The following is a 23,811-nucleotide window of genomic DNA, read 5'->3' as shown; positions in this document are numbered from 1 at the left end:
GGCGTGCCTGCGACCGATGCGCCGGATGGGTGGCCGGGCGACGCAGAGGTCTTGAAAGGCCGGCTGCTGTCCTATACTGCGACGCGTTCTCATTCGCATGATTGTTGGTTCCGATGCTTCGTACGCTGCTGCTCGCTTCATCCGCCGCCCTGGTGCTGGCCAGCCAGGCGCAGGCGCAGGCGCAGGCGCAGGATGCGGAGGTGACCCAGATCGACGACGTGATCGTCACGGGCTCGCAGGTGACCCTGACGTCGCCCTATGCTGGTGGTCAGGTCGCGCGCGGTGGACGGGTCGGCCTGTTCGGCAATCTGGGTGTCATGGATACGCCCTTCGCCACGACCAGCTACACCGAAGAGCTCACCCGCAATCAGCAGGCCCGCAGCGTCGGCGACGTTCTGCAGAACGATCCGGCGGTGCGGGTATCCAAGGGCTTCGGCAACTTCCAGGAGCTGTATGTCATCCGCGGCTTCCCGGTCTATTCGGACGACATGACCTACAACGGCCTGTACGGTATTTTGCCGCGTCAGTTCGTGGCGGCGGAGTTTCTGGAAAGGGTCGAGGTCTTTCACGGTGCGACGGCCTTTCTGAACGGCGCGGCACCGGGCGGCAGCGGCGTTGGTGGGGCGTTCAACCTGACGCCCAAGCGCGCCCCGGACGCAGCCCTGACGCGGCTGACCGCCGGGATCGACGGCGAGAGCGAACTGTATCTGGCCGCCGATGTCGCCCGACGTTTCGGTGTTTCCGACGACTATGGCCTGCGCCTGAACGTGGCCCGCCGGGACGGGGAGGCGGGGATCGAGGGCGAAAGCCGTGAACTGACCGCCGTCGGCCTGGGTCTTGACCGTCGTGGCGAGCGGGCGCGATTTTCCGCCGACATCGGCTATCAGGACCACCGCATCGACGCCCCGCGCCCGACCGTGACGCCGCTCGGGGCCGTGCCCGCGCCGCCGTCCGCCGACAGCAACTTCGCCCAGCCCTGGACCTATACCGACGAGCGTCAGCTGTTCGGCGTCGTCCGCGGCGAGTTTGATCTCAGCGACACCGTCACCGCCTGGGCGGCCTTCGGTGGACGTCAGGGCGAGGAGGCCAATCTGCTGGCCAACCCGAGGGCCCAGCCCGACGGCACCCTGAGCGCCTATCGCTTCGACAATACGCGCGAGGACACGGTCTGGTCCGGCGATGTCGGCGTGCGTGCCGAGCTGACCACCGGCCCGGTCGGGCATACGCTCGTAGCCTCGGCCTCGCAGGTTCAGTCCAGGTCGCAAAACGCCTATGCCTTCTCCGACTTCGCGGGTTTTGCGAGCGATCTTTACGCTCCGGTCGTGGTGGTGCCTCCGGTGCCGGACGCCTTGATTGGCGGCAACCTCGACAATCCGTTGGTCACCGAGCGGGTCAACAACAGCAGTATCGCCATTGCCGACATGATGTCCTTCATGGACGGCAGGCTGCTGGCCACGGTTGGTGCCCGGTATCAGCAGATCGAGACGCGGACCTACGACTACAATACTGGGGCGCCTGCCCCCACTCCAGTCGAAGGCGATGCGATCACGCCGGTGTTCGCTCTGGTCTACAAGCTGAGCGACGCTGTGGCCGTCTATGCGAACTACGCCGAAGCCCTGCAGCCCGGCAAGATCGCGCCGTCCGTCGTCAACGGTGTGCGCGTGCAGAACGAGCAGGAGGTACTGTCGCCGTTCCGCTCGAAACAGAGCGAAATCGGTGTGAAGTATGATGGAGGAACCTTCGGCGGTACCCTTAGCCTCTTCCAGACAACCCAGGCCACGGAGTCGTTCGACATCGTCAATCCGGACGCCCCTCTTGCGGAGCAGTTCGGTATCTACGGCGGCGGTGATGAGCAGCAGAACCGGGGTGTCGAGGTCAGCGTATTCGGCGAGCCGGTTTCCGGCCTGCGTCTGATCGGCGGAGCAAGCTGGCTGGATACCAAGATCGCCTCAGCCGAAGCCATCGGTGTCCCCGACTTTCAGGCCAATGCCAATGTCGAGTGGGATGTCCCGCAGTTCGCTGGTCTGACCATTGAAGGCCGCGCCGTCTTTACGGGTGAGCAGCAGGTCAATGAAGCGAACACGGTGCAACTCGACAGCTGGACCCGCTTCGACGCCGGTCTGCGCTATGTCACCCGGATCGCGGATCGCCCGGTCACCCTGCGGGCCCGGGTCGAGAATCTGGCAGACGAAGACCAGTGGGTCGCCGTCGGCGGATTCCCGGGGGCCAACTATTTGACGCTGGGTGCGCCGCGCACCCTGCGTCTTTCGCTGTCGACGGAATTCTGAGGCGGATGCAGACACGCACCCTCAAGGGCTGGTCATGGGTCCACAAGTGGTCGAGCCTTGTCTCGACCATCTTCCTGCTGATGCTGTGCATCACCGGCCTGCCGCTGGTGTTCACACACGAACTGGACCACCTCCTGCTGGATGAGCCCTGGGCCCCCGCCCATGCGGATGGGCGTCGCCTGTCGCTGGATCAGGTGTTGGAGACCGCACTGGCGCGACGACCCGGAGAGGTGCCGGCCTTCATGAGCTTCGACGAGGACCGACCTGTGGTGAACGTCACCAGCCGGATGCCCGATGCGGCTGAGGGTCAGTATTCCTTCCAGCCAATCGACCAAACCAGCGGTGACGCGGCCCCGCTGGTGGCCGGCCATCCGGTGATGGAGTTCCTGCTTCAGCTCCACACGGACATGTTCCTGGGCCTGCCCGGGATGCTGTTTCTGGGCGTGATGGGGCTGCTGCTGGTCGTCGCCGTGGTGTCGGGCGTCGTGCTGTATGTGCCGTTCATGCGGCGGCTGGTGTTCGGAACGATTCGGATCGACAAGGCCGCACGGACCCGCTGGCTCGACTACCACAACCTCTTGGGCATCGTGACGGTGGGCTGGGTGCTCGTGGTGGGGGTGACCGGGATCGTCAACACCCTTGCGACCCCAATCCTGGCCTATTGGAAGGACACGGCGCTGAAGGAGCTGATGGCGGCCTATGCCGATCCGGCTCCCGTCGGCGAGCGTGCCTCTTTGGACGCGGCGGTGGAGCGTGCGAGGGCGGCCCTGCCGGGCAAGACCCTGCAGTTCGTGGCGTTTCCGGGCACGGCCTATTCGACCGATCATCACTATGCGGTCTTCTTTCACGGGGACACGCCCCTGACGACGCATCTCACGACACCGGCCCTGATCGATGCGCGGACCGGCGAGCTGGCCGCGGTCGCGCCGACGCCCTGGTATGTGAAGACCCTGGCCCTGTCGCAGCCGCTGCATTTCGGGGACTATGGCGGGCTGGCGCTGAAGATCGTGTGGGCGGTCCTGGACGTGATCACCATCATCGTCCTGGGGTCAGGGCTTTATCTCTGGCTGGGCAAACGGCGGAGAGCGATCTGATGCGCAGCCATTTGTCGTTAACCGCAATACTGGGAATCCCGCTGGTTCTGCTGGGGCTGGGCCTGACCGGTCTGGTCGGGGCCCTGTTGTTTGACGGCGCCTGGGACGTGGCCTTCTCGGGAATGGTCGGCGTCACGATCGTCACGATCGTCTGGGCCTGGACCCGCGCGCATCGCAAGGGCTGGACGCGCCCGTCACGGTGATGTTGGCTGGTCCCGGACCGTTCGGCGGCTGACAGCGCCGGGCGGCGTATTGGCTTGCCGAGGACTGGCTGAATGTCGACTGATCCTGAAGTATATCTTGTCCCGTCAGACTGGGCAGCTCGTGCCCACATGGATGCCGATGCCTACGCAGCCGCCCGGGATGCCGCGCGTCGCGATCCGGAGGCCTTTTGGGCCCAGGCGGCTCGGCGGCTGGACTGGGTGACGGCCCCGACGGTCATCAAGGATGTCTCGTTCGACAAGGCCGATTTCCGCATTCGCTGGTTCGCGGACGGCGTGCTGAACGTCGCCTGGAACTGTCTGGACCGGCATCTGGAGACGCGCGGCGATCAGACGGCAATCCTGTGGGAGGGCGACGATCCTAATCGGCACGGTGGCCTGACCTACCGTGAGCTGCATTCCGAAGTCTGCCGCATGGCCAATGTGCTGAAGGGCATGGGCGTCCAGAAGGGCGATCGCGTCACCATCTACATGCCCATGGTGGCGACGGCGGCCATGGCCATGCTGGCCTGTGCCCGGATCGGGGCGGTGCACTCGGTCGTCTTCGGCGGCTTTTCGCCCGACAGTATCGCGGGTCGGATCGAGGACTGTGGCTCGCGCTTCGTCATCACCGCTGACGAGGGCCGCCGGGGAGGCAAGGTCGTCCCGCTGAAGGCCAATGTCGATGCGGCCCTGGAAAGGCCCGGCGTTCAGGGTCTGGTCGACAAGGTTCTGGTGGTTTCGCACACCGGCGCGGAAGTGGCGATCGTCGAGGGCCGCGACGTGCAATATGAAACGGCGCGAGAGGGCGTGTCCGACGACTGCCCCTGCGAGCCGATGAATGCCGAGGATCCGTTGTTCATCCTCTATACCTCGGGCTCGACAGGCAAGCCGAAGGGGGTTCTTCACACTACCGGCGGCTATCTGTTCTGGGCCAGCTGGACCCACGAGCTGGTCTTCGACTACCGGCCCAGCGAGGTCTTCTGGTGCACCGCCGATGTCGGCTGGGTGACCGGCCACAGCTATTGCGTCTATGGCCCGCTGGCCAATGGCGCGACCACGCTGATGTTCGAGGGCATTCCGTCATGGCCCGACGCCAGCCGCTTCTGGCAGGTGGTGGACCGACACAAGGTCGAGATCTTCTACACGGCCCCGACCGCGCTCAGGGCTCTGATGCGCGAGGGTGACGGGCCGGTGAAGGCCACCAGCCGCAAGTCGCTGCGGTTGCTGGGCACAGTGGGTGAGCCGATCAATCCCGAGGCCTGGCGCTGGTATCATGATGTGGTGGGCAAGGGACGGTGTCCCATCGTCGATACGTGGTGGCAGACCGAAACGGGCGGCATTCTGGTCTCGCCCCTGCCGGGCGCGACGGCATTGAAGCCGGGATCGGCAACCAAGCCGTTGCCGGGCGTCGAACTGCAGTTGGTCGATGCCGAGGGCGCTGTTCTGGACGGTGCGACCGAGGGCAATCTGGTCATCACCGACAGCTGGCCGGGCCAGATGCGGACCGTCTGGGGCGATCACCAGCGGTTCTTCGAGACTTATTTCTCGACCTATCCCGGTAACTATTTCACCGGCGACGGCTGTAGAAGGGACGCGGACGGCTACTACTGGATCACCGGGCGGGTCGATGACGTGATCAACGTCTCGGGCCATCGGATGGGGACCGCGGAGGTCGAGAGCGCCCTTGTCCTGGACAATCAGGTCGCCGAAGCCGCGGTCGTCGGTTTCCCGCACGATATCAAGGGGCAAGGCATCTATGCCTATGTCACGCTGAAGGCGGGTGTCGCGCCGACGGACGATCTGAAGACGGCCTTGATCGCGCACGTCCGCAAGGAGATCGGCCCGATCGCCGCGCCCGACGTCATCCACTGGGCCCCCGGCCTGCCCAAGACCCGATCAGGCAAGATCATGCGGCGCATCCTGCGCAAGATCGCTGCCAACGAGATAGATGCCCTGGGCGACACCTCCACCTTGGCCGATCCGTCGGTGGTACATGATCTGATCACCAGTCGTGCGAGCCAAAGGTGAGGAGCGTGGTGGTGCTGTCAGTCCAACTCTAGCTCGTCGCCGCTAACCGTCGGTGAGGCAGGGACCCAGAGCCTTTCCGGCGAGCGTCTACCACGGAGCCGAGGCAGATGAGCGTTGAACCCTTTAGGTCTCTCTGCGGATGAGCTTGCGATCCTATTGAAGTGATTGCGGAAAGCAGCGTGCAAGGAGCTGGCCCTCTGTAGCGGCATCATGAGCCTCCGCCCGGCTGGCCCTGATCGTGCCGATCGTATTTCTGACCATCGGTGACCTGCTGTTCTGGGCCTTGAGGTCGGCCAAGGACGCAGCGCTGGTGTTCGCGGGCGTGCCGCTGGCTCTGGTGGGAGGAGCCCTGACGCTAGCGTTGCGGGGTATGCCGTTCTCGATCAGCGCGGCGGTGGGATTCATTGCCGTGTCCGGCGTGGTGACCTTGAACGGTCTGGTGCTGATGCGGGCGATTCAGGAGCGCTTGGCCCAGGGAGCGGCCCCGACCTTCGCGGCCTTGAAAGGCGCAATCGACCGCATGGGGGCGGTCATGACCACCGCCTTGGCCGCCGTCCTGGGCTTCGTGCCCATGGCTTTCGCATTTGGTGCCGGGGCGGAGGTACAGAAGCCCTTGGCCACAGTGGTGATCGGCGGGCTGACGACCGCGACCCTCCTCACCCTGATCGTGCTGCCCGTTCTTGCGGCACACTTTAATCGGAGGGCGGCGAGCGTATCGACTACTTGAGTGTCCGCTTTCAAACCATCGCGGACGCTGTAAGAGCAACCTGGGTAGCTGAGATTAAAGGGGAAGGTCGGTGGCGGAGAGGGTGGGATTCGAACCCACGGTACCCGTAAAGGCACGCCGCATTTCGAGTGCGGTACATTCGACCACTCTGCCACCTCTCCGCGGTGCCGAAATCGCTTGGTCGAGCGAGGGGCTTCTCTAATGGCGCAGCGTCCGGCCTGCAAGCGGGAAAAACCGTCAGCGTTGCGCCGGAAGTGGCAGGCCCAGAGTGTCGCCGTCGGTCAGGTCGCCGTCGATGACGCGGAACAGTTCTGCGGGCCGCCCGCCCGTGGCCGAAGACATGACGCCGGTGGGTTGGACGAGGCCGGTACGTTCGACGCCGCGGCGGAAGTTCTGTTTGTGCAGGGATAGCCCGCTGATGGCCTCGGCGGCGGACTGGAGGTCGGACAGGGTGAAGGTCGCGGGCATCAGGTCAAACAGGACGGGACGATATTTCAGCTTGCTGCGCAGGCGGCCCAGGCCGGTGGCCAGGATGCGGCGGTGGTCGGAGGCCATGGCGAGGCCGGGCGCGGCGGGGACAATGGGGCGGTCATGGTCGCGGTCGGCCTCGGCGACCAGACCGGCTTCGTAGAGCAGTTCATAGCGGTCCAGCACGCGGCCCTCGTTCCAGCGCAGGGGAGGCGTGGTGGCGAACAGGGTCTGGACGCGTGTCTGGCGACGGGGATCAGTGGCGGCCCAGTCGGTCAGGGCAGCGAGGAGGGCGGGCAGGCAGACGGCGGGGCCGTCGCGGCGGTCTTCCCAGGGAAAGATGTCGAGCAGGGGTGTCCAGCGGGCCTCGGCCAGGGGCGGGGCGTCGGCGGCGTCGGCGGTGAGGGCGAGATAGCCGACGGAGACTTCGCGGCGGCGCTCGGGCCCGGGGGTGGCGCGGGGACTGGCGCGGCCCAGGTCGCCGAAGGTGTAGAGCTGTTCGACGAAGCCCAGGCGAAAGCCGGTCTGGGCAGTGACGAAGTCGCGCAGAGCGCGTTCGAAGGTGCGATCGCGAACCGGATCGAACGGGCCGAAGGGGAGGGCGGTCTGGCCATCGTCGCCGGTGACGGTCAGGACGCAGGCGGTGCGGTCACGCACGGCGATGACGACCGCCGACAGACCGATGCGAACGCCCTGTTCGTCCTGAGCGGCCATCGGTCCTATTCCGTGTGCCAGGCGTCGGGACCGGGGGTCAGGCCGGTGGCCTCGGCCAGGATGCGGTAGCGTTCGAGGTAGCGGGCCTGGGCGACGGGGGCGGGCAGAGGCTCGATGACCAGGTCGTAGCCGGCGGGTGGTGCGCCGAAGAGGGCGAGGGATTCGGTCTTGTTGAACCCGGCCAGCTGGGTGGCCTCGAAATAGGCGCAGGCGCGGTCGGCCTTCTTGATCAGGGTCTTGATGGCGACGGGTGATTTCGGCGGCAGGGCGAAGCGAACGTGGATGGCCGATTCCAGACGCGCCTCGAACGCCTTGTAGTTGACGCCCAGCGCCGATTTGAACGGCGAGATCATGTCGCCGATGACGTATTCCGAGGCGTCGTGCAGCAACGCGGCGAGACGCCATTTCGGCTCCAGCCCCGGCTTGATATGGGCCGCGATCTCCTCGACGACGCAGGAGTGTTGGGCGACGGAGAAGGCGTGTTCGCCGATGGTCTGGCCGTTCCAGCGGGCGACGCGGGCCAGGCCGTGGGCGATGTCCTCGATCTCGATGTCGAAGGGCGAAGGGTCGAGCAGATCGAGGCGGCGGCCCGACAGCATGCGTTGCCAGGCGCGGGGAGCTTTGGATGCGGAGGATCGGGGACTGACGGCCAAGAGGGTTTCCTGCGGGAATGGCCCGGTGTGGTGGCGCATCGGGGCCGCGGGATCAAGGTCGCGCGGGACAAAGCTGCCAAATGGAGGATCGATTGGATCGGCGTGGCTGATCTTCCCCCCTCCACCATCCTTCGGATGGTTCCCCTCCCCCGTTGGGGGAGGAATGCGATCATTCCCCGACGTTGAGGGTGACCAGGTCCTTTGCGTCGTCGAAGACGTCGCCGCCCTCGCGGTCCTTGGAGCGAACGGTGACGACGACGATGGGGCCGCCGGCGGGGCCGCGCGCCTCATAGCCGACCAGGCGCCAGCCTTCGACCGATGGGCGGTTGTCGGTCAGGATCCAGTTGGCGCGGGTGGCGTCGCCTGCGGCGGCAGTGCGGACCACCGTGGCGGCGTCATTGGCCTGGACGCTGACGCTGTCGCCACCGTCCTGGATGTCGACATTGGCCCCGGCGTCATTGGCCTCGACGTTGAAGCCGCCGATGTTGACCGAGGCATCCTCGCCGTCGGCGTCGATGCTGATGCCGGGCAGGCGGACAGTGGCCTTGTCGCCTTCGGCCTGGATGTCGACGCCGGGTGCCTTGACCGAGGCGCTGTCGCCTGACGCGGTCGCGGCGGCGCTGTTCTGGGCGCTGTTTTGGGCGCGGATGCCGGCCACGGCCTGGGGCAGGGAGGCGGACAGGCGGTCTTCGAAGGCTTTCAGCGCCGCAGTGCTGTCGGTGCCTGACAGGCTGACCAGATGCAGGATGACCTCGGCCCCGCGCGGACCGCCGTAGGTGCAGACGGTGCCCTGTTCCGTCGCCGAACCCTTGCGGGTCAGGGTGCCGAGGGTCTGCGGGCATTGCAGGGCCTCGACCACGCGCAGGACGCCGGTCGAATCATTATCGATGGTGCGGGTCGAGGAGATGCGCACGGAATTGTTGTCGCAGGCGCTCGCCAGCACGGCGAGTGCGCAGACGGTGGGGATCAGAAAGGGTCGAGCCATCATGGTCGCAAATCCTTTGCCTCTGACATCATCCTGCGCCGACCGGCCCGCAAATCCAATGAAATCGCGGTAACCGGTGCATCGGACGGCGCGTTCAGGGGCTTAAACGCCGGGACGCGTGCCTTCCCGTCGGTTCAGAAAGGCCAGGCGTTCGAACAGGTGGACGTCCTGCTCGTTCTTCAACAGGGCCCCGTGCAGTGGCGGGATCAGCTTGTTCGGCGACTTTTCGCGCAGGGTTTCCGGATCGACGTCGTCGACCATCAGCAGCTTCAGCCAGTCCAGCAACTCAGACGTCGAGGGCTTCTTCTTGAGGCCCGGCGTGTCGCGGATCTCGTAGAAGGTGCGCAGGGCTTCGGACACCAGGCGCGGTTTGATGCCGGGGAAGTGGACCTCGATGATCGCCTTCATCGTCTGGTCGTCGGGGAAGCGGATGTAGTGGAAGAAGCAGCGGCGCAGGAAGGCGTCTGGCAGCTCCTTTTCGTTGTTCGAGGTGATGACCACGACCGGGCGGACAGCGGCGCTGATGGTCTCGTCCGTTTCCTGGACGTAGAACTCCATGCGGTCGAGTTCCTGCAGCAGATCGTTGGGAAACTCGATGTCAGCCTTGTCGATCTCGTCGATCAGCAGGACGGGGCGGACGGGGGAGGTGAAGGCCTCCCACAGCTTGCCCTTCTTCAGATAGTTGCGCACGTCGTGGACGCGCTCGTCGCCCAGCTGGCTGTCACGCAGGCGGCTGACGGCGTCGTATTCATAAAGGCCGTTGTGAGCCTTGGTCGTGGACTTGATGTGCCAGGTGATCAGCGGCGCGTTCAGCGCCTTGGCCATCTCATAGGCCAGGACGGTCTTGCCGGTGCCGGGCTCACCCTTGATCAGCAGTGGACGTTCCAGCGCGACCGAGGCATTGACCGCGATCTTCAAATCGTCGGTGGCGATATAGTTCGACGTGCCTTCGAACCGGTCGACCGTGCGCGACATGAGAGAGCTCCGGGTTTCTTTAGGAGACGGTTAGCGAAGGCCGCACGGCTACACAACGCACTTCGCGCGCAGTGCGAGGGGCCATCGCGCAAAGACCAATAGGCCTACCCGCCCCGGCGGATCAGCTCGTCGGCCAGGTCGGCAGTTAGATAGCCGTCTGGAGTACGGTTGTTGGCCGCCTGCCAGCGACGCAGGGCATAGCGGGTGTTGGCCCCGATGACGCCGTCCACCCCTTGCGTGTCGAAGCCCATGGCGGTCAGGGCGCGCTGGGCCCCGATTCGCTGGTCGCGCGACAGGGGAGCGTCGTCGGGCCAGGTGCCGACCAGGCCGGGCTTGCCCGCGATCCCGTCCGCCGTCAGGCCGATGGCCAGGGCGTAGGATACGGAGTTGTTGTACTGGCGGATCACATAGTGATTGGGCAGGGCCAGGAAGGCCGGGCCGCGCGCACCCTGGGGCAGCAGGATGACACCCTCTTCCAGCGCCTCCAGTTGGTTGGGCGTACCGCCGTGAGCCAGACGCACGCCGCGCGCGGCCCAGTCACTCCAGCGGTGTTTCGGCCCTTCGGCCTGGGTGTAGTCGAAGTTTGAGGGAAGGATGACCTCATAGCCCCAGGATTGGCCGCGTTTCCATCCGGCCTGGGCCAGCAGATTGGCGGCGGAGGCCAGGGCGTCGGCGTCCGAGCCCCAGATGTCGATCATGCCGTCGCCGGTCTGATCCACCGCCAGGCGGGTATAGGTGCTGGGCATGAACTGGGTTTGGCCCATGGCCCCGGCCCAGCTGCCCTTCAGGCCCGCGCGCTCACGCTTGCCGTCGATGACGATATCGAGCGCGTTCTTTAGCTCGGTCTCGGCCCAGGCGCGGCGGCGGCCGTCATAGGCCAGCGTCGCCAGCGAGCGGATGACGTCATAGTTGCCCTGAACCTGGCCGAAGGCGCTTTCATTGCCCCAGATGGAGACCAGGATTTCGGTCGGCACGCCATACTGCTGGACCACGGCGAAGGGGACGCGGTCGGACAGGCGGCGACCCTGGGCGATGCGGGTCGCGGACGCCGCATTCTGGATATAGGCCCCGGCCGGGCGACTGAACTCGGGCTGGTTGCCGTCCAGGCGGATGACGGTGGGATCGGGGGTCAGCCCCTCGAGTTCGCGCGCATAGAAGGTGGCGCGGTCGCCGCCGTGACGCGACAGGAAGCCCTGTTTCCAGCCGTCGAACCCGGCCTGATCGGCGGGACCGGCCGGAGCGGGAGTGGTCGGCGCGGGCGCGGGTGTCGATGGCACGGGCGCGCCCGGCAGCGGAGCGGGCGTCGGACCGGCGGGCGGAGCCTCGGGCAGCATGGGGCCGCAGGCAGCGACGGACAGGAGCAGGAGAAGGCTGAATCTGGAACGCATGGCGGTACTCTAGCGGCAGGAGGCGGGGGGCGTGATGACAAGTGCGCGAGGCGCAGGGCCGTTGCGTCGCCGCTCGGCGGTTCAGTCTCTCTGGATCGGAGAAAAGGGTAAACCGGGCGCTAACCGCATCTGGAAACGCGGTGGCAAGGGTCAGGCGCGATAAGGGGCGTGCTCTCTGATACGGCCTGGTGGCGGAGGGGCGACGCGGCGGGGGTGCAACCCCGCAGACCCTCCGTTCAACTCGGAGGCCAGGCCTCCATCTTTCTTAGGGCGCTATCGCTCGCTACGCGGTCGCTCGCTGCTTGAGCGCAGGGGAGGCGTGGCGATGCTGGGGCGTGTCTTTCGTAATCTGCTTAATCCAATGGGACGGCGTCGCTATGCCCGAAAGCTGTCATTTCCGCTTCTGGTCGGACTTGTCGGCACAGCGGTATTCGCGGGCACTCTCTATGCGATAACGCCAAGCGCGCCCGGACGAGAAGCGATCGATAGCTATATCGAGCTCCGAATAACGGATCAGCATTATAGCGGCTGCAATGCAGTGAGAGCCGCTGGCCGGTCCAGCATTCCTGCGTGGGATCCGTCGTATAGAGAGACGATGGATGGCGATGGAGACGGTCTGGCCTGCGAGCCGCATTTCTGACGCCGAAGGGTCAGGCAGGCGTTGACGGATTGAACGAGCGTCTCTATACGCCCCGTTCCGCCGCTGGTCCGCCTGCGGCTTTTCTATTTTTGATTTTGATTCAGGACGACGACCATGAAGGTCCGCAGCTCGCTCAAGTCGCTCAAGACCCGCCACCGCGACTGCAAGGTCGTGCGCCGCAAGGGTGTGGTCTATGTGATCAACAAGACCGACCCGCGCTTCAAGGCGAAGCAGGGCTAATAGGCGCTCAAGTCGCGAGGCTCCGCGAGCCGAGCATAGCGCCCAAGAATGATGAGGCTGTGGATTTTGTCCGCAGCCTTTTTCGTGTCCGGTGTTGAGCCGGATCGAGCGACGTGGTTAGCGTCCGTTTTCCATTTGCCCTGACGGTCGTTCGGCCTGGTTGAGGGCGTTCTCAGTTTCTGATCCTGTTGCCGGAGCCTTTCCATGGCCGATGATGCGTCCTTCGATTCCTCGCCAGACGTCCTGACTGCGACGGCTCAGGGGCGTCTGCGCACCATCATCGAGCGGCTGGAGCGGCTGGAAGAAGACAAGGCCGCCGTCATGGAGGACATGAAGGAGGTCTTCGCCGAGGCCAAGGGCGAGGGCTATGACGTCAAGATCCTGCGCAAGGTTATCCGCATCCGCAAACAGGACAAGGCCAAGCGCCAGGAAGAGGACGCGATCCTGGACCTGTACCTGTCGGCGCTCGGCGAGGTCTGACACTGAAGCGAACCGGCTTGGACAGGGGTGGGGGCGGTTCGAAAAAGCCGCCTGCCAGTCCGTTCGAGGCCGAGCGCAAGGCGGCGCAGCGCGCGGCCCTGAATGCCCTGAGACGCGCCCGCCGGTCAGCCGACAAGGCGGGCGTTTCGCTGTCTGATTGGGAGGGCGAGTTCCTGGACTCGGTCAGCGAGCGGGTGAAGACCCACGGCCGCGCGTTTGGCGATCCGGAAAAGGGCGCGCCGGGTCAGGCCCTGTCATCCCTGCAGGGCCGCAAGCTGAAGGAAATCGCCGCCAAGGCGAAGGGCGAGGCGCCGAAGCGGCGGTGGGGGAAGAAGAGCTATTAGGGACGAGGGACGAGGAATGGGGGATGGGGGATGGGGTTAAGCTCAAACGCTCAGCCAAACTGGTCCCTCGTCCTTCGTCCCTCGAACCTCAGAACAGGATCTTGCGGAACGTCAGGCTGATCGTCCGGCCTTGCGGGTCCAGATAATCGGCCTGGTAGTTCAGGGGAAGCTCGGTGCCGTCCAGGGTAGTGACTTCGGTGCGGGTGTCGAAGATGTTCTGGAAGCCCAGGTTCAGGCGCGACCCCTCCAGCCAACCGAAACGCTGGACCAGCGAGCGCTGCTGGCCCAGGTCCACGAACATGTTGAGATTGATCGTAGTCTGATCCGAAAAGCGCAGGGTGTCGCCGACGGTGGTAGAGTCGCGCCAGTTGGCGTTGACGAAGGCGCCCATTCCATTCTTGAACACGCCGCCCTGGGCCTGAATTTCGTGGCGCGGGCTGCCACCCCGACTGCCGGTCGCGCCGCCGTCCAGTAGGTCGATGACGGGCAGGCCGTCGCGGATGACGATCTCGTCCTGGATTCTGTAGGTGTGATAGATCGACAGGTTGAAGCGGCCCTGGCCCGGCTGCATGCCACCGCCACGCCCGCGACCACCGCCACCGCCGAATCGGAAGGCTCCGCCGCCGGGAGGGCCGCCGGCACCGGGGCCGCCGCCGGGACCGCCCGCGCGAGGACCGCCGCCGCCGCCGGGACCGCGCATGCCCGGTCCGCCTGCCGCCGCCGGATTGGGTGTGCCGAACGCTTTGGAGAAGTTGAAGCCGGTGCGGATGTCCTGACGCTCGGCGCTGTCGTAGTTCAGGGCGCGGGCGTCGAAGGAAACGAGCGTGCCGTCGGCATCGCGCACGAACCGGCCGGGCAGGGCGGCTTCCAGTTCCGGCGTGATCGTCGGGAAGGCCGCGATGACGTCGTCGGTCTGGCTGACCGTCCAGGTTGAGGACAGGCTGAAATCCTGCTCGTCGAAGGGGCGCAGGGTGGCTCCGACTTTGAAAACGCGGCGGTTGTCGGAGTTGAGGTCGGGATTGCCGCCATCGATGCGGGTGACGAACACGGTCTGGCCCGTGACGAAGTCGAAGACCGGCACGTTCGGGGTCGAGATGATCGGGTCGTTCAATTGCGAGATCGAGGGCGCGCCCTGTTCGTCGGTATAGCTGACCAGGAAGGACAGGGGTTCGATCGGCGACCAGTTCAGGCCCACGCCGACGACTGGCAGTCCACCGAAGTCGGACAGCTCCTCATATCCCGCGTTGAAGTTCACCGAGAGGTCGCCAAGGAAGGGCAGGACGCCCTGGCTCCGGTCGGCGATGGGGAAGGTGAAGCTGCCGGAGCCCGTGAAGCGGTCGCGCGACTGGGAGCGTTCGGTCGTGATGCCGGAACGGACGCTGGTCGAATCGAGCGAGCGGGTGTCCGCGCCCAGCTTGAAGGTCGAGGAAATGCCACCGGCAGGCAGGTCGTAGAGATCTCCGGTCAGGACCAGTTCTGCCGCCAGTGACTGCGACACGGAGTTGGCGGTGTCACCGGCCAGAGCGGCGAAATCGGCCGGGGTGACGGTCCCGAACGGGTCGGCGGTCGGGTCGCCCGCATTTATGCGATCCTGGAACGGCGTCACGCCATAGCCGCGGCCGGTGAAGGTGTCGGTCTCGACCCGGTCGTAGTTGCCACTAAAGGTCCAGCGCCAGTCCTCGCCGATGAAGCCGTCCAGAACGGTGCCGACATTGGCTGTCAGGGTGTCGGTCTTGCGACCGAGGGAGGCGGGGGCATCGAGGTAGCGGAAGATGGTCTCGTCCGTGCCCGTATCGACGCCATCGACGTCGATGACGACGCCTGGGAGGCCGTTGAAGCTGCGGGTGTTGGTGTTTTCCAGACTGAGGCTGAGCGTGCCCTGGGTCGTGCTGTTCAGGTCGCGCTTGATCGAGCCGCGAGCCTCCAGCTGTTCGCTCTGGGACAGCAGGGTGCGGTAGGCCCCCTGATCCGCCGGGTCTCCGAACAACGGGGCGGGCAGGTCGTCGGGATCACGCCGGATATCCCGCTCGGACTCGAACAGCGGGCTGGAGCGGGTGTATTCGGCATCCAGCGAGTAGCGGTTGCCGCCCGCGATGTTGAAGAGGGTGCTTTCCAGCTCGGTGGTGGTGCGGCCGCCCTGGGTCGGGGCGCGATAGGCGGCCTCGGCCGAGATGGAGCGGAAGTTGGCCTTCAGCACGAAGTTGACCACGCGCTGATCGGCGCGATAGCCGAACTGCAGCGCGACCTCCTCGGGCAGGATGTCGGTACGTTCGATGGCTTCGGTCGGAATGCTCTGGATTTCACGGAAGCCTGAGATGCGGCGCCCGTTGACCAGCAGGACGGGCTGACCGCCGTCGCGACCCTGGGAACTGCGGGTGACCGGTTCCAGATAGGCCAGAAGTTCGGAGATGTTGGCCGCGCCATAGGCCTGGATCTGGTCGGCGGTCAGTGACAACTCGGGTTCGATGTCGGTGTCGACGGCACCGCGCGGGCGGCTGCCGGTGACGGTGACGGTGCCCAGATCATAGGCTTCCTCGTCCTCTTCAACCGGAGCCGAGGCGACCGGAGCCGGCCGTGTCACCGGAGGCGGCGTTTGAGGTGCGGCCTGAGGCGCTGTCGCGGCGGGGACGGAACTGGCGAGCAGGCCCGACAAGGCGGTCGTGACGAGAAGCATGGGGCAATCCACAAGGGGAGGAACTGTCTGAACGCGCAGGCGGTAAAAATCCGTCGCCCGGCCAGGCATTATTCGACGGCGTGCCGCCGGACATCGCCACACATGCCTCTGATCGCCAGTGAACTTTCGGACAGGTTTGAGGCATCGCGGAGGCAAGAGCCTCAAGGCTCACGCGCGATCGATCACCCCACCTCGCGCAAAACGTCTTCCAGCCCCTGTTCACGAACCTTGCGGTACAGGGTGGAGCGACCGATGCCGAGGCGGCGCGCGATCTCGGACATGTGGCCGGCATAGACCTCGATGGCGTGCTGGATCAGGTCGCGTTCGATCTCTTCCAGGGTGCGCAGGTGGCCGCGGTCGTCGAGGATGCGGATGGGGCTGTCGGGAGCCGCGACGACGGCGTCTGCCGTTGAGCCCTCCGTCTCTTCGTTGGCGCGGCGATCCACCTCCCCCACGGAGGGGAGCAGAGGCGCGGCCATGCCGGAGATGGCCGGGAAATCGTGGGGTTGCAGGAACGGAGAGTCGGCCAGGACGATGGCGCGGTAAACGGCATTCTCCAGCTGGCGCACGTTGCCGGGCCAGTCGAATGCGGTCAGCAGCGCCATCGTTTCGGGCGCGCAGCCGGTGACGCGGCGACCTTCCTCGGCATTGAAGCGGGCGATGAAGTGATCGACCAGGGCCGGGATGTCCTCGCGCCTGTCGCGCAGGGCCGGGGCCTCGATCGGGAAGACGTTCAGGCGATAGAACAAGTCCTCACGGAAGGCCCCTTCCTTGACCTGCTGGGCCGGGTCGCGATTGGTGGCCGAGACGATGCGGACATCGACCTTGACCGAGCGTTTAGCCCCGACGGGATCGACCTCGCCCTCCTGAAGCGCGCGCAGCAGCTTGACCTGCATGTCGAGAGGCAGCTCGCCGATCTCGTCGAGGAACAGGGTGCCGCCGTTGGCCTCCTGGAACTTGCCCAGATGCTTGTCATGGGCCCCGGTGAAGGCCCCCTTTTCGTGGCCGAACAGGATAGATTCGATCAGGTTGGCGGGGAGGGCCCCGCAGTTGACGGCGACGAAGGGCTTGCCCGAACGGTCGGACGCACCGTGCAGGGCGCGGGCGATGACTTCCTTGCCGACGCCGCTTTCGCCCGTGATCAGGACGGGAATGCCGGACTTGGCGGCGCGTGTGCCCATGGCCTTGACCATGCGCATGGGCGGGCTGTCGCCGACCAGATCGTCGAAGGAGGAACGGTTGGAGACCCGCTTGGTCAGGCGGCCGACCTCGGCCGTCAGCCGGGTCATCTGAAGGGCGTTGGAGACGCCGACCAGCAGGCGTTCGGCCGACACCGGCTTGACGAAAAAGTCTTGGGCCCCGGCCTGCATGGCCTTGACCACGGCGTCCACGCCGCCGTTGGCGGTCAGAACGATGACCGGCGTGGTGACGCCGGCGGTGCGGATCTCGGCCAGGGCCTCCATGCCGCTCATGCCTGGCATGACCATGTCCAGCAGGACGACGTCGGCCCCGCCGCCCTTGGTCAGGCGGTCGATCGCCTCGCCCCCGCTATCGGCATGGACGACGGCATAGCCTTCACGCTCAAGCACGGCCTGGGCCAGGCGGCGCTGGGTCGGATCGTCGTCGACCACCAGAACGGTCTTGGCCATGCGGAAACACCCTTCAAACATCGCAGATCGTGGCCGGTCCTCGTTCGGCGGGACTGGCTCATTCCGGGACGTTCTAGGCCCGACAAGGTGAAGATCGGGTGGTCGGGCAGGGTGAGCGGGGGGTTAACGGGGCGGAGTTCGTAACTTGACTTGCGGGCGAACGCCCACGGTGCTGCTGGCTTCTTCTTCAGGGCACCGTAGTACGCCCTCCGCTGAGGCTCGTCGGCCACCGCCCAAATCAAGGTCGGGAAAGCTTGGGGCTACGGGTCGGAGATCGGATGAGCGGAGCCATATGCGATGGTCATTCTCGCCAGAGTCCGTCCCACACATCACCGTGCGATACGCCCCGGCATCTACCCAAACACCATCAGGCTGACGCTGCCAAATGCGGATGATGTTGGCGTTTGCGACCAACACTTCCTCAATGCCGTCGCCGTCGAGGTCGATGGGGCGTGCAACACAGTCATCGGCGGCGGTGCAGTGGTACCGGCTGTCTTCACTATCGACTGGCGTGAGGAAGCCTTCGGGTAACGCCGCTGCTGTGGGCCAGTCGGCGAAGACTGGTCGACGGGCTTGCGCACCGGTCACGGCATCCTCGAACCGATCCGACGCCGCGATGACGTTTTTGGCGCGCTGGGCGATAGATGGATCGGTCGAGCGTGAAAGTTCTTCCAACGCCGACAAGCCCGCCTTGCCGCTCTCGAAGCGCAGGAAGCGGAAGTCAAACGCCTCGACCGTGACCGCACCGCGCTCCAGCCGGGCGACCTGGTCGTTGACGGACAGGTGGGTGGGGTCGGCGAGCGGGCTGAACAGGGCCAGGATCAGGGCGGCGGCCAGGATGGCACCTGAAATATTCGTGCGCTCAAGCGGGGTCATCCACGCGGCATCGCGCTGCCAGAAGGGGCGAAGAGCGGCGTAAAGGTAGCCTACGGCATGGACCAGGCCGACCACGGCGCAGGCCAGGGCGATAATCCGGTCCGGCGTCAGGCCATGCTGGCCGATCCGCAGGGCCAGACCCCAGAAGGCCAGGATGACCAGAGGTGTGATCAGGACGGCGGCGACGCGGACGGCGATGCGCAGGACTGCGGGCGGCAGGTTGTCGGGGCGGCCATCCTGATAGGCGGTGTTGATCAGGATGATCAGGGCTGCGGCGGCGGACAGAACCAGGGCCGTCGCGCTGCCGGTGTTCCAGAGACCGTCGAGGCCGGTGAAGGGCAGGGCGACGAGGAAACCTGCGACCAGCACGGTCATGACCAGCAGCAGCCAGGACAGCAGCATCAGCACGACGGTCCGCACGCCCCGGATCAGGCCATCGCGCACATCGGTCAGGTGAACCGCGACGGGGAAGACCAGGCAGGTCAGTGGAATGGTGAACCACTCCTCGGCAATCAGATTGCTGAGGAATGGCAGGCCAATGATCCCGAACAGCTGGGACCCGAGCAGAAGCAGCAGCCAGAAAGCCCCCGTGAAGCCGATGGACAGGCCCAGTTGCACGCCCGCCTTCCAGGCTGTGTCGAAGTACGTCGGAAAGGCCGCGACCCAGCGACGCTCCAGATCGGCGGGCAGGATCAGATGATGGCCGATGAACAAGGCAGCGGCTGTGAACAGGAACAGGGGGGCAGTGAAGAAGGGCGGATAGCGCAGGGTCTCCGCACTCTGACGCGCCACATCGTGCCAGCCGAGCAGGGCCAGGGCGGCGGTCGCAGCGACCGCCCAGACGGCGAGGGTGCGGGGCCGCATACGACCCACGCCGGCCAGCAACAACACCGGCACGAACAGGAAAACCAGCACCAACGGCGCAAACAGTGCAGGCTCGCTGGCGGGCCAGGCGCGCGGGGGCGGCATATCGTTCACGTACGGGCCGGTCTCGGTCGCCCTGTAAAGCCACCAAAGCGCCAGCCCCTGTACCGCCCCTATGGCCAGGCGGATCGGAAACAGCAGCGGCGAGGCGGCCCGGCCCAGGCTGTCGCGGCCGGTGGCTTCCGGCGTGGCCGTCTGGATGGACTCAGTCATGGTGTCGCTCCCCCTTCCGCCGGATGTGAGCGCCTTCAGCGCCCCTTGTGAAGAGGCGGCGCTTGAGTTTGACGGCGAGCCGTGTATAGAGCGCCCCTTCGCCGTCCGGACCCTACCGGTTCTGACGGTCCTGTCCGAGAACTTCGGGGTCTGGGGGTCACCCAGACCATAAATGTCAGAGAGCCCTCTGACGCCGTGGGGAGATGGGGATGCAGACGACGCCAGACGCGACCGGTATCCGGTCAGGTCGGGATCGCAAGCCTCCTTCGGACAATACGACCGGCCCGAACGCCTCGCAGCGATGCGAGACGCCGTGCCAACCGCCGTTCGGGAATAAGCCCGGCGGCGAATGCTAGACTGGAGACCGCAATGGATCGCGCACAAAAAGCCGAGTCGATCGAAACGCTGAAGGGCGTTTTTGCCGACGCGGGTGCCGTGGTCGTGACCCACAACCTGGGTCTGACCGTTGCGGATATGGAAGACCTGCGGGGTCGCCTGCGTACAGCGGGCGGCACGTTCAAGGTGGTCAAGAACCGCCTAGCGCTCAAGGCGCTCGAAGCCGAAGACGGCAGCGACTACCACGGCCTGTTTAAGGGTCCCGTGGGCATCGCCTATGCCGATGACGCGGTGACGGCTGCCAAGGTCACCGCCGAATACGCCAAGGCCAACGACAAGTTCGTCGTCCTGGGTGGCTTCATGGGTGACAAGGTTCTGGACGCGAAGGGCGTGGAGACTCTCTCCAAACTGCCGTCGCTGGATCAGATCCGCGCTTCGATGCTGGGCCTGCTCAACGCACCTGCGACCAAGATCGCTGGCGTCGTTCAAGCCCCTGCCGGCCAACTGGCACGCGTTTTCAACGCCTATGCCACCAAGGACGCCGCGTAAGGCATCTCGCCACTTTCATCTCTGCAACCTCTCTATCTGAACCCCTATCCTCCGAAGGAAAATCCCAATGGCCGATCTCGCCAAAATCGTTGAAGACCTGTCCGCCCTGACCGTCCTGGAAGCCGCCGAGCTGTCCAAGATGCTGGAAGAAAAGTGGGGCGTTTCCGCTGCCGCTCCCGTCGCCATGGCCATGCCGGCCGGTGGTGGCGCCGGTGCCGCTCCGGCCGAAGCTGCCGAAGAGCAAACCGAGTTCACCGTCGTCCTGCTGGACGGTGGCGACAAGAAGATCAACGTGATCAAGGAAGTGCGCGGCGTGCGTTCGGACCTGGGTCTGAAGGAAGCCAAGGACCTGGTCGAAGGCGCTCCTCAGAACGTCGTCGAGAACGTCTCCAAGCAAGCTGCCGACGAAGTCGCCAAGAAGCTGACGGAAGCCGGTGCCAAGGTCCAGATCAAGTAAGATCTGAACTTTTCAGTGCCCTAACGCGAGGCTCGCGGAGCCTTGCTGCTTGAGGGCATTACGAAATGAACAGGTCCGGAGGGAAACCTCCGGGCCTGTTTTCGTTTGGGTCGTGGCATCGGCGGCGTGGGCTTCCCACATGCCGTCACCCTCCGAACCCGAAAGGCTCAACCCATGAAAATCCTGATGGTCCTGACGTCGCACGACAAACTGGGCGACACCGGCAAGAAGACCGGCTTCTGGCTGGAGGAGTTCGCGGCCCCCTATTACGTGCTGAAGGATGCGGGAGCCGACATCACCCTGGCCTCGCCCAAGGGCGGCCAGCCACCGCTGGATCCCAAGAGCGACGAGCCGGACGCCCAGACCGAGGCCACCGAACGGTTCAAAAACGACGCCGACGCCAAGGCCGCCCTGGCCGCGACCCATCCGCTGTCAGAGATCAAGGCCCAGGACTATGACGCTGTCTTTTATCCTGGCGGTCACGGCCCGATGTGGGACCTTGCCGAGGACAAGACCTCCATCGCCCTGATCGAGGCCTTCGCCAAGGCCGATAAGCCGGTAGGAGCGGTCTGCCACGCACCCGCCGCCCTGCGCCATGTAAAGGGTCCTGACGGCGAATTCCTGGTCAAGGGCCGCAAGGTCACCGGTTTTTCCAACACCGAGGAGGAGGGCGTCGGCCTGACCGACGTGGTGCCCTTCCTGCTGGAGGACGAACTCAAGAAGAACGGCGGCGACTATTCCCGCGGCGCGGACTGGGCCCCGCACGTCCTGACGGACGGCAAGCTGGTCACCGGCCAGAACCCGGCGTCGTCCGAAGGCGCGGCCGAGGCCTTGCTGGCGCTGCTGAAGTAGGCTCTCGGCCCTGCGCTCAACACGTCGTACGCGCTCTCCCCATCGCCGCGCGGCGATGGGGAGAGCGTGGCGTTAACGCCTACGGGGGCTGAGGATATCGCTCAGGCGATCCGGTGTGCCCTCGATCCGCTCGAGGCGGGGATAGCGAGGGCCGTCGTGATAGGGGATCGACAGGGTGCGGAACTCGTCGCCGCGCTTGATGACCATGGTGATCGGTCGGTCGGTCCCTTTTGCGGCCGTGACGGCACGGCGTAGAGCCTGGGCCGAGGCGGTGCGGTTGCCGATGGACACCAGTTCCCAGCCCGCACCAATGCCCTGCTCGAACAGGGGGCCACCCCAACGTATGCCGGTGATCCGGTTGTTCGCTCCCAGCGAAAAGCCCAGCGAATACTGGAAGTCGTTTGCCCAGCCGGACTGGATGCGCTTTTCGACGTCATTGAGACTGTCGACATAGGTCAGGCGGTAGCCGGCGCGAGCGATCCCATCCAGCGGTGCCCGCGCGTCGGGACCCACCGCGTCCAGCCGCGTACGCAGGAATCCCGCCCAGTCGTGAGGATGCACCGCATTCAGCGCCGCCACGACGTCTTCAAACGTGTAGGGGCGCGGGGTCTGCCAGTTGTCGTCATCGTCCTGGCCGAAGAAGGCCTTGGCAAAATCGTCGAGAGATTTGCTCTCTCCCGTGGCTTCGCGGATCAGGGTATCGGCGTCCAGCCAGATCAGCAGGGCCTCGCGGTAATAGTCGCCCGTGCCCCGCATCCACGACGGCCAGGGGTTGGTGGTGCGATAACCCAGCAGATTGTGGTTGGTCGTATCCTGCAGGGCCCGCCACTGACGCCCTGGCTGCTGGTCATAGAAGCCTGCGACCTCGGCCAGATTGGCCAGGGCCTCTTCGCGGGTGACCAGGCCAGAGCGGGCCCCCAGCACATCGCCCCAATATTCGGTCTGGCCCTCATAGACCCACATCAGGCTGTTCTGGGTCGGGATATTGAGGTTGGGGACGTACTCGTCCGACGGGCGGCGGAACTTGCCGTTCCAGCTGTGAACAAACTCGTGCGGCAGCAGGGTGCGTGAGCCGTAGTCGGGATTGGAGCCCGTGAAGAAGCCGGGGCTGGCGGTATTCTCGGACGAGCGGTGGTGCTCCAGACCGATCCCGCCCATCTTGGATGTCAGGCCCAGCAGGAAGTCGTAGCGGTCGAAATGGCGGGCTCCGAACAGACGGTCAGCCTGCTCTACCAGACTGCGATACTCCGCGATGCGGGCGTCGGAGGCAGCCAGGCTGGCCGCTGTATCCCCGACCAGGTTCAGGTGAATCGGCGAGCGCCCGTTTGTGTCCAGGCCGATGCGACGGAAATGGGCCCCGGCGAACATCGGACTGTCGGCCAGATGCTCCAGCGAAATCGGGGCAAAGGTTGCCAGGCCGTCGGCAAAGGAGACGGTGTCCAGCGCCACGCCGTACTGCCACCCTGTCGGCATACGGACCGACGGCTGGAAGGTGATGCGGCTGTGGCTGTAGCCCGCGGGATAGAGCAGAGCCTTCTCCCACTGAAGATTGACCATCTCGGGTGTCATGACCACGCGCCAGACGGCGTTGTCAGGCTGGGTCAGCCACTCGAACTTCACCTCGATGGACGTGACGCCGGCGGGAATGTCCAGGTGGAAAGCGTGAGGGTCCACCGTGTCGCGTACCCATTCGATCCGCTGCCCGTTGCCGGTGATCGTGACGCCCGACACCAGCTGGATCGGGCCGGTGTCGGCGTGGTTGCCGGGAATGAATTTCGGATATTGCAGGACCAGATGGCCGGCGCTGACAGGCACGGTCTGGGTGACGCGAATGATGCGCCGGTCAACGTCCGTTATGTCGGCAACGATGCCGATCGTGCCGGGATAGTCGCGATCCTGAGGGGCCGGAATCGGCGGCAGGGGGCGCGGCAGGCTGGTCGGAACGGGCAGCGGCGTCTGAGCCTGGGAGCCCGGCACCTGCGCCAGCGTCGGTAGCGCGGCGGAGGTCAGGAGCAGGGCGAGGGCGGCGGTACGGATCATCTGTGATGTCACTT

20 protein-coding genes, 1 tRNA gene and 1 pseudogene are annotated in these 23,811 nt (G+C 65.6%); 12 read left to right on the top strand and 10 right to left on the bottom strand.

The window, feature by feature from the left end; translation table 11 throughout:
* Positions 1-113: 113 nt before the first annotated feature.
* The 5 genes and pseudogenes from ACE3TH_RS12560 to ACE3TH_RS12540 form a co-directional block, all read left to right on the top strand.
* The gene (locus ACE3TH_RS12560) at positions 114-2,288 is read left to right on the top strand and encodes a TonB-dependent receptor (RefSeq protein WP_374600123.1); all 2,175 of its coding nucleotides are present in this window, start codon (positions 114-116) and stop codon (positions 2,286-2,288) included.
* Positions 2,198-3,382 (top strand): PepSY-associated TM helix domain-containing protein, encoded by a 1,185-nt coding sequence (locus tag ACE3TH_RS12555; RefSeq protein ID WP_374600121.1) that lies wholly within the window; start codon positions 2,198-2,200, stop codon positions 3,380-3,382. The genes ACE3TH_RS12560 and ACE3TH_RS12555 overlap by 91 nt, the downstream gene beginning before the upstream one ends.
* On the top strand, positions 3,382-3,585 hold the full coding sequence (locus ACE3TH_RS12550; protein WP_374600120.1) for a hypothetical protein: 204 nt from the start codon (positions 3,382-3,384) through the stop codon (positions 3,583-3,585). The genes ACE3TH_RS12555 and ACE3TH_RS12550 overlap by 1 nt, the downstream gene beginning before the upstream one ends.
* A 72-nt stretch (positions 3,586-3,657) precedes the next feature.
* Positions 3,658-5,613, top strand: coding sequence for an acetate--CoA ligase (gene acs, locus ACE3TH_RS12545; RefSeq protein WP_374600118.1), 1,956 nt, complete (start codon positions 3,658-3,660; stop codon positions 5,611-5,613).
* A gap of 214 nt (positions 5,614-5,827) precedes the next feature.
* A pseudogene (locus ACE3TH_RS12540) lies at positions 5,828-6,340 on the top strand (efflux RND transporter permease subunit); the annotation flags it as partial.
* 71 nt (positions 6,341-6,411) lie between these two features.
* Here the strand turns inward: ACE3TH_RS12540 and ACE3TH_RS12535 are convergent.
* From ACE3TH_RS12535 to ACE3TH_RS12510, 6 genes are all read right to left on the bottom strand, one after another.
* Positions 6,412-6,501: transfer RNA gene (locus ACE3TH_RS12535), tRNA-Ser, on the bottom strand.
* A 76-nt stretch (positions 6,502-6,577) separates the two neighbouring features.
* Entirely contained in the window at positions 6,578-7,522 is a 945-nt protein-coding gene (locus tag ACE3TH_RS12530) for an NAD regulator (protein ID WP_374600116.1), read from the bottom strand.
* A 5-nt stretch (positions 7,523-7,527) separates the two neighbouring features.
* Positions 7,528-8,121 carry a YfbR-like 5'-deoxynucleotidase gene (locus ACE3TH_RS12525; protein WP_374600220.1) on the bottom strand — a complete coding sequence of 198 codons (594 nt, stop codon included), beginning with the start codon at positions 8,119-8,121 and terminating at the stop codon, positions 7,528-7,530.
* 223 nt (positions 8,122-8,344) lie between these two features.
* Positions 8,345-9,163: a methyltransferase type 11 gene (locus tag ACE3TH_RS12520; RefSeq protein WP_374600114.1), complete on the bottom strand. Its 819-nt coding sequence runs from the start codon at positions 9,161-9,163 to the stop codon at positions 8,345-8,347.
* A gap of 99 nt (positions 9,164-9,262) precedes the next feature.
* The gene (locus tag ACE3TH_RS12515; protein WP_374600113.1) at positions 9,263-10,135 is read right to left on the bottom strand and encodes an AAA family ATPase; all 873 of its coding nucleotides are present in this window, start codon (positions 10,133-10,135) and stop codon (positions 9,263-9,265) included.
* A 104-nt stretch (positions 10,136-10,239) separates the two neighbouring features.
* The gene (locus ACE3TH_RS12510; protein ID WP_374600111.1) at positions 10,240-11,523 is read right to left on the bottom strand and encodes a lytic murein transglycosylase; all 1,284 of its coding nucleotides are present in this window, start codon (positions 11,521-11,523) and stop codon (positions 10,240-10,242) included.
* Between the two features lie 325 nt (positions 11,524-11,848).
* Between ACE3TH_RS12510 and ACE3TH_RS12505 the strand changes: the two genes are divergently transcribed.
* From ACE3TH_RS12505 to ACE3TH_RS12490, 4 genes are all read left to right on the top strand, one after another.
* Complete coding sequence (locus ACE3TH_RS12505; RefSeq protein ID WP_374600109.1) at positions 11,849-12,163, top strand: excalibur calcium-binding domain-containing protein; 315 nt, start codon at positions 11,849-11,851, stop codon at positions 12,161-12,163.
* 114 nt (positions 12,164-12,277) lie between these two features.
* Complete coding sequence (ykgO, locus tag ACE3TH_RS12500) at positions 12,278-12,403, top strand: type B 50S ribosomal protein L36 (RefSeq protein WP_055832286.1); 126 nt, start codon at positions 12,278-12,280, stop codon at positions 12,401-12,403.
* 204 nt (positions 12,404-12,607) lie between these two features.
* Positions 12,608-12,883, top strand: coding sequence for a DUF2312 domain-containing protein (locus ACE3TH_RS12495; RefSeq protein ID WP_296166151.1), 276 nt, complete (start codon positions 12,608-12,610; stop codon positions 12,881-12,883).
* A 17-nt stretch (positions 12,884-12,900) separates the two neighbouring features.
* The gene (locus tag ACE3TH_RS12490) at positions 12,901-13,227 is read left to right on the top strand and encodes a hypothetical protein (RefSeq protein WP_374600106.1); all 327 of its coding nucleotides are present in this window, start codon (positions 12,901-12,903) and stop codon (positions 13,225-13,227) included.
* Positions 13,228-13,315: 88 nt separating this feature from the next.
* Here the strand turns inward: ACE3TH_RS12490 and ACE3TH_RS12485 are convergent, their stop codons facing one another.
* The 3 genes from ACE3TH_RS12485 to ACE3TH_RS12475 all read right to left on the bottom strand — a co-directional run bounded on the left by ACE3TH_RS12485 (position 13,316) and on the right by ACE3TH_RS12475 (position 19,563).
* Positions 13,316-15,901, bottom strand: coding sequence for a TonB-dependent receptor (locus ACE3TH_RS12485; protein WP_374600104.1), 2,586 nt, complete (start codon positions 15,899-15,901; stop codon positions 13,316-13,318).
* A gap of 182 nt (positions 15,902-16,083) precedes the next feature.
* A complete protein-coding gene (locus tag ACE3TH_RS12480; protein ID WP_374600102.1) occupies positions 16,084-17,550 on the bottom strand; it encodes a sigma-54-dependent transcriptional regulator in 1,467 nt (488 codons plus the stop codon).
* A 123-nt stretch (positions 17,551-17,673) separates the two neighbouring features.
* A complete protein-coding gene (locus tag ACE3TH_RS12475; RefSeq protein WP_374600100.1) occupies positions 17,674-19,563 on the bottom strand; it encodes a DUF4153 domain-containing protein in 1,890 nt (629 codons plus the stop codon).
* 369 nt (positions 19,564-19,932) lie between these two features.
* Between ACE3TH_RS12475 and rplJ the strand changes: the two genes are divergently transcribed.
* The 3 genes from rplJ (at position 19,933) to ACE3TH_RS12460 (ending at position 21,757) form a co-directional block, all read left to right on the top strand.
* The gene (rplJ, locus tag ACE3TH_RS12470) at positions 19,933-20,448 is read left to right on the top strand and encodes a 50S ribosomal protein L10 (RefSeq protein WP_292171918.1); all 516 of its coding nucleotides are present in this window, start codon (positions 19,933-19,935) and stop codon (positions 20,446-20,448) included.
* 67 nt (positions 20,449-20,515) lie between these two features.
* A complete protein-coding gene (rplL, locus tag ACE3TH_RS12465; protein ID WP_296166139.1) occupies positions 20,516-20,905 on the top strand; it encodes a 50S ribosomal protein L7/L12 in 390 nt (129 codons plus the stop codon).
* Positions 20,906-21,079: 174 nt separating this feature from the next.
* A complete protein-coding gene (locus tag ACE3TH_RS12460; RefSeq protein WP_374600097.1) occupies positions 21,080-21,757 on the top strand; it encodes a type 1 glutamine amidotransferase domain-containing protein in 678 nt (225 codons plus the stop codon).
* Positions 21,758-21,829: 72 nt separating this feature from the next.
* Here ACE3TH_RS12460 and ACE3TH_RS12455 read toward each other — a convergent pair whose 3' ends face one another.
* Positions 21,830-23,797, bottom strand: a complete 1,968-nt coding sequence (locus tag ACE3TH_RS12455) for a M61 family metallopeptidase (protein WP_374600096.1) — start codon at positions 23,795-23,797, stop codon at positions 21,830-21,832.
* Positions 23,798-23,811: the final 14 nt, after the last annotated feature.

This window comes from Brevundimonas sp. (genome assembly GCF_041919755.1).
Lineage (GTDB): Bacteria > Pseudomonadota > Alphaproteobacteria > Caulobacterales > Caulobacteraceae > Brevundimonas.
Note: the sequence above shows the minus strand (reverse complement) of the source record. Positions and strands in the feature narration are given on the sequence as shown.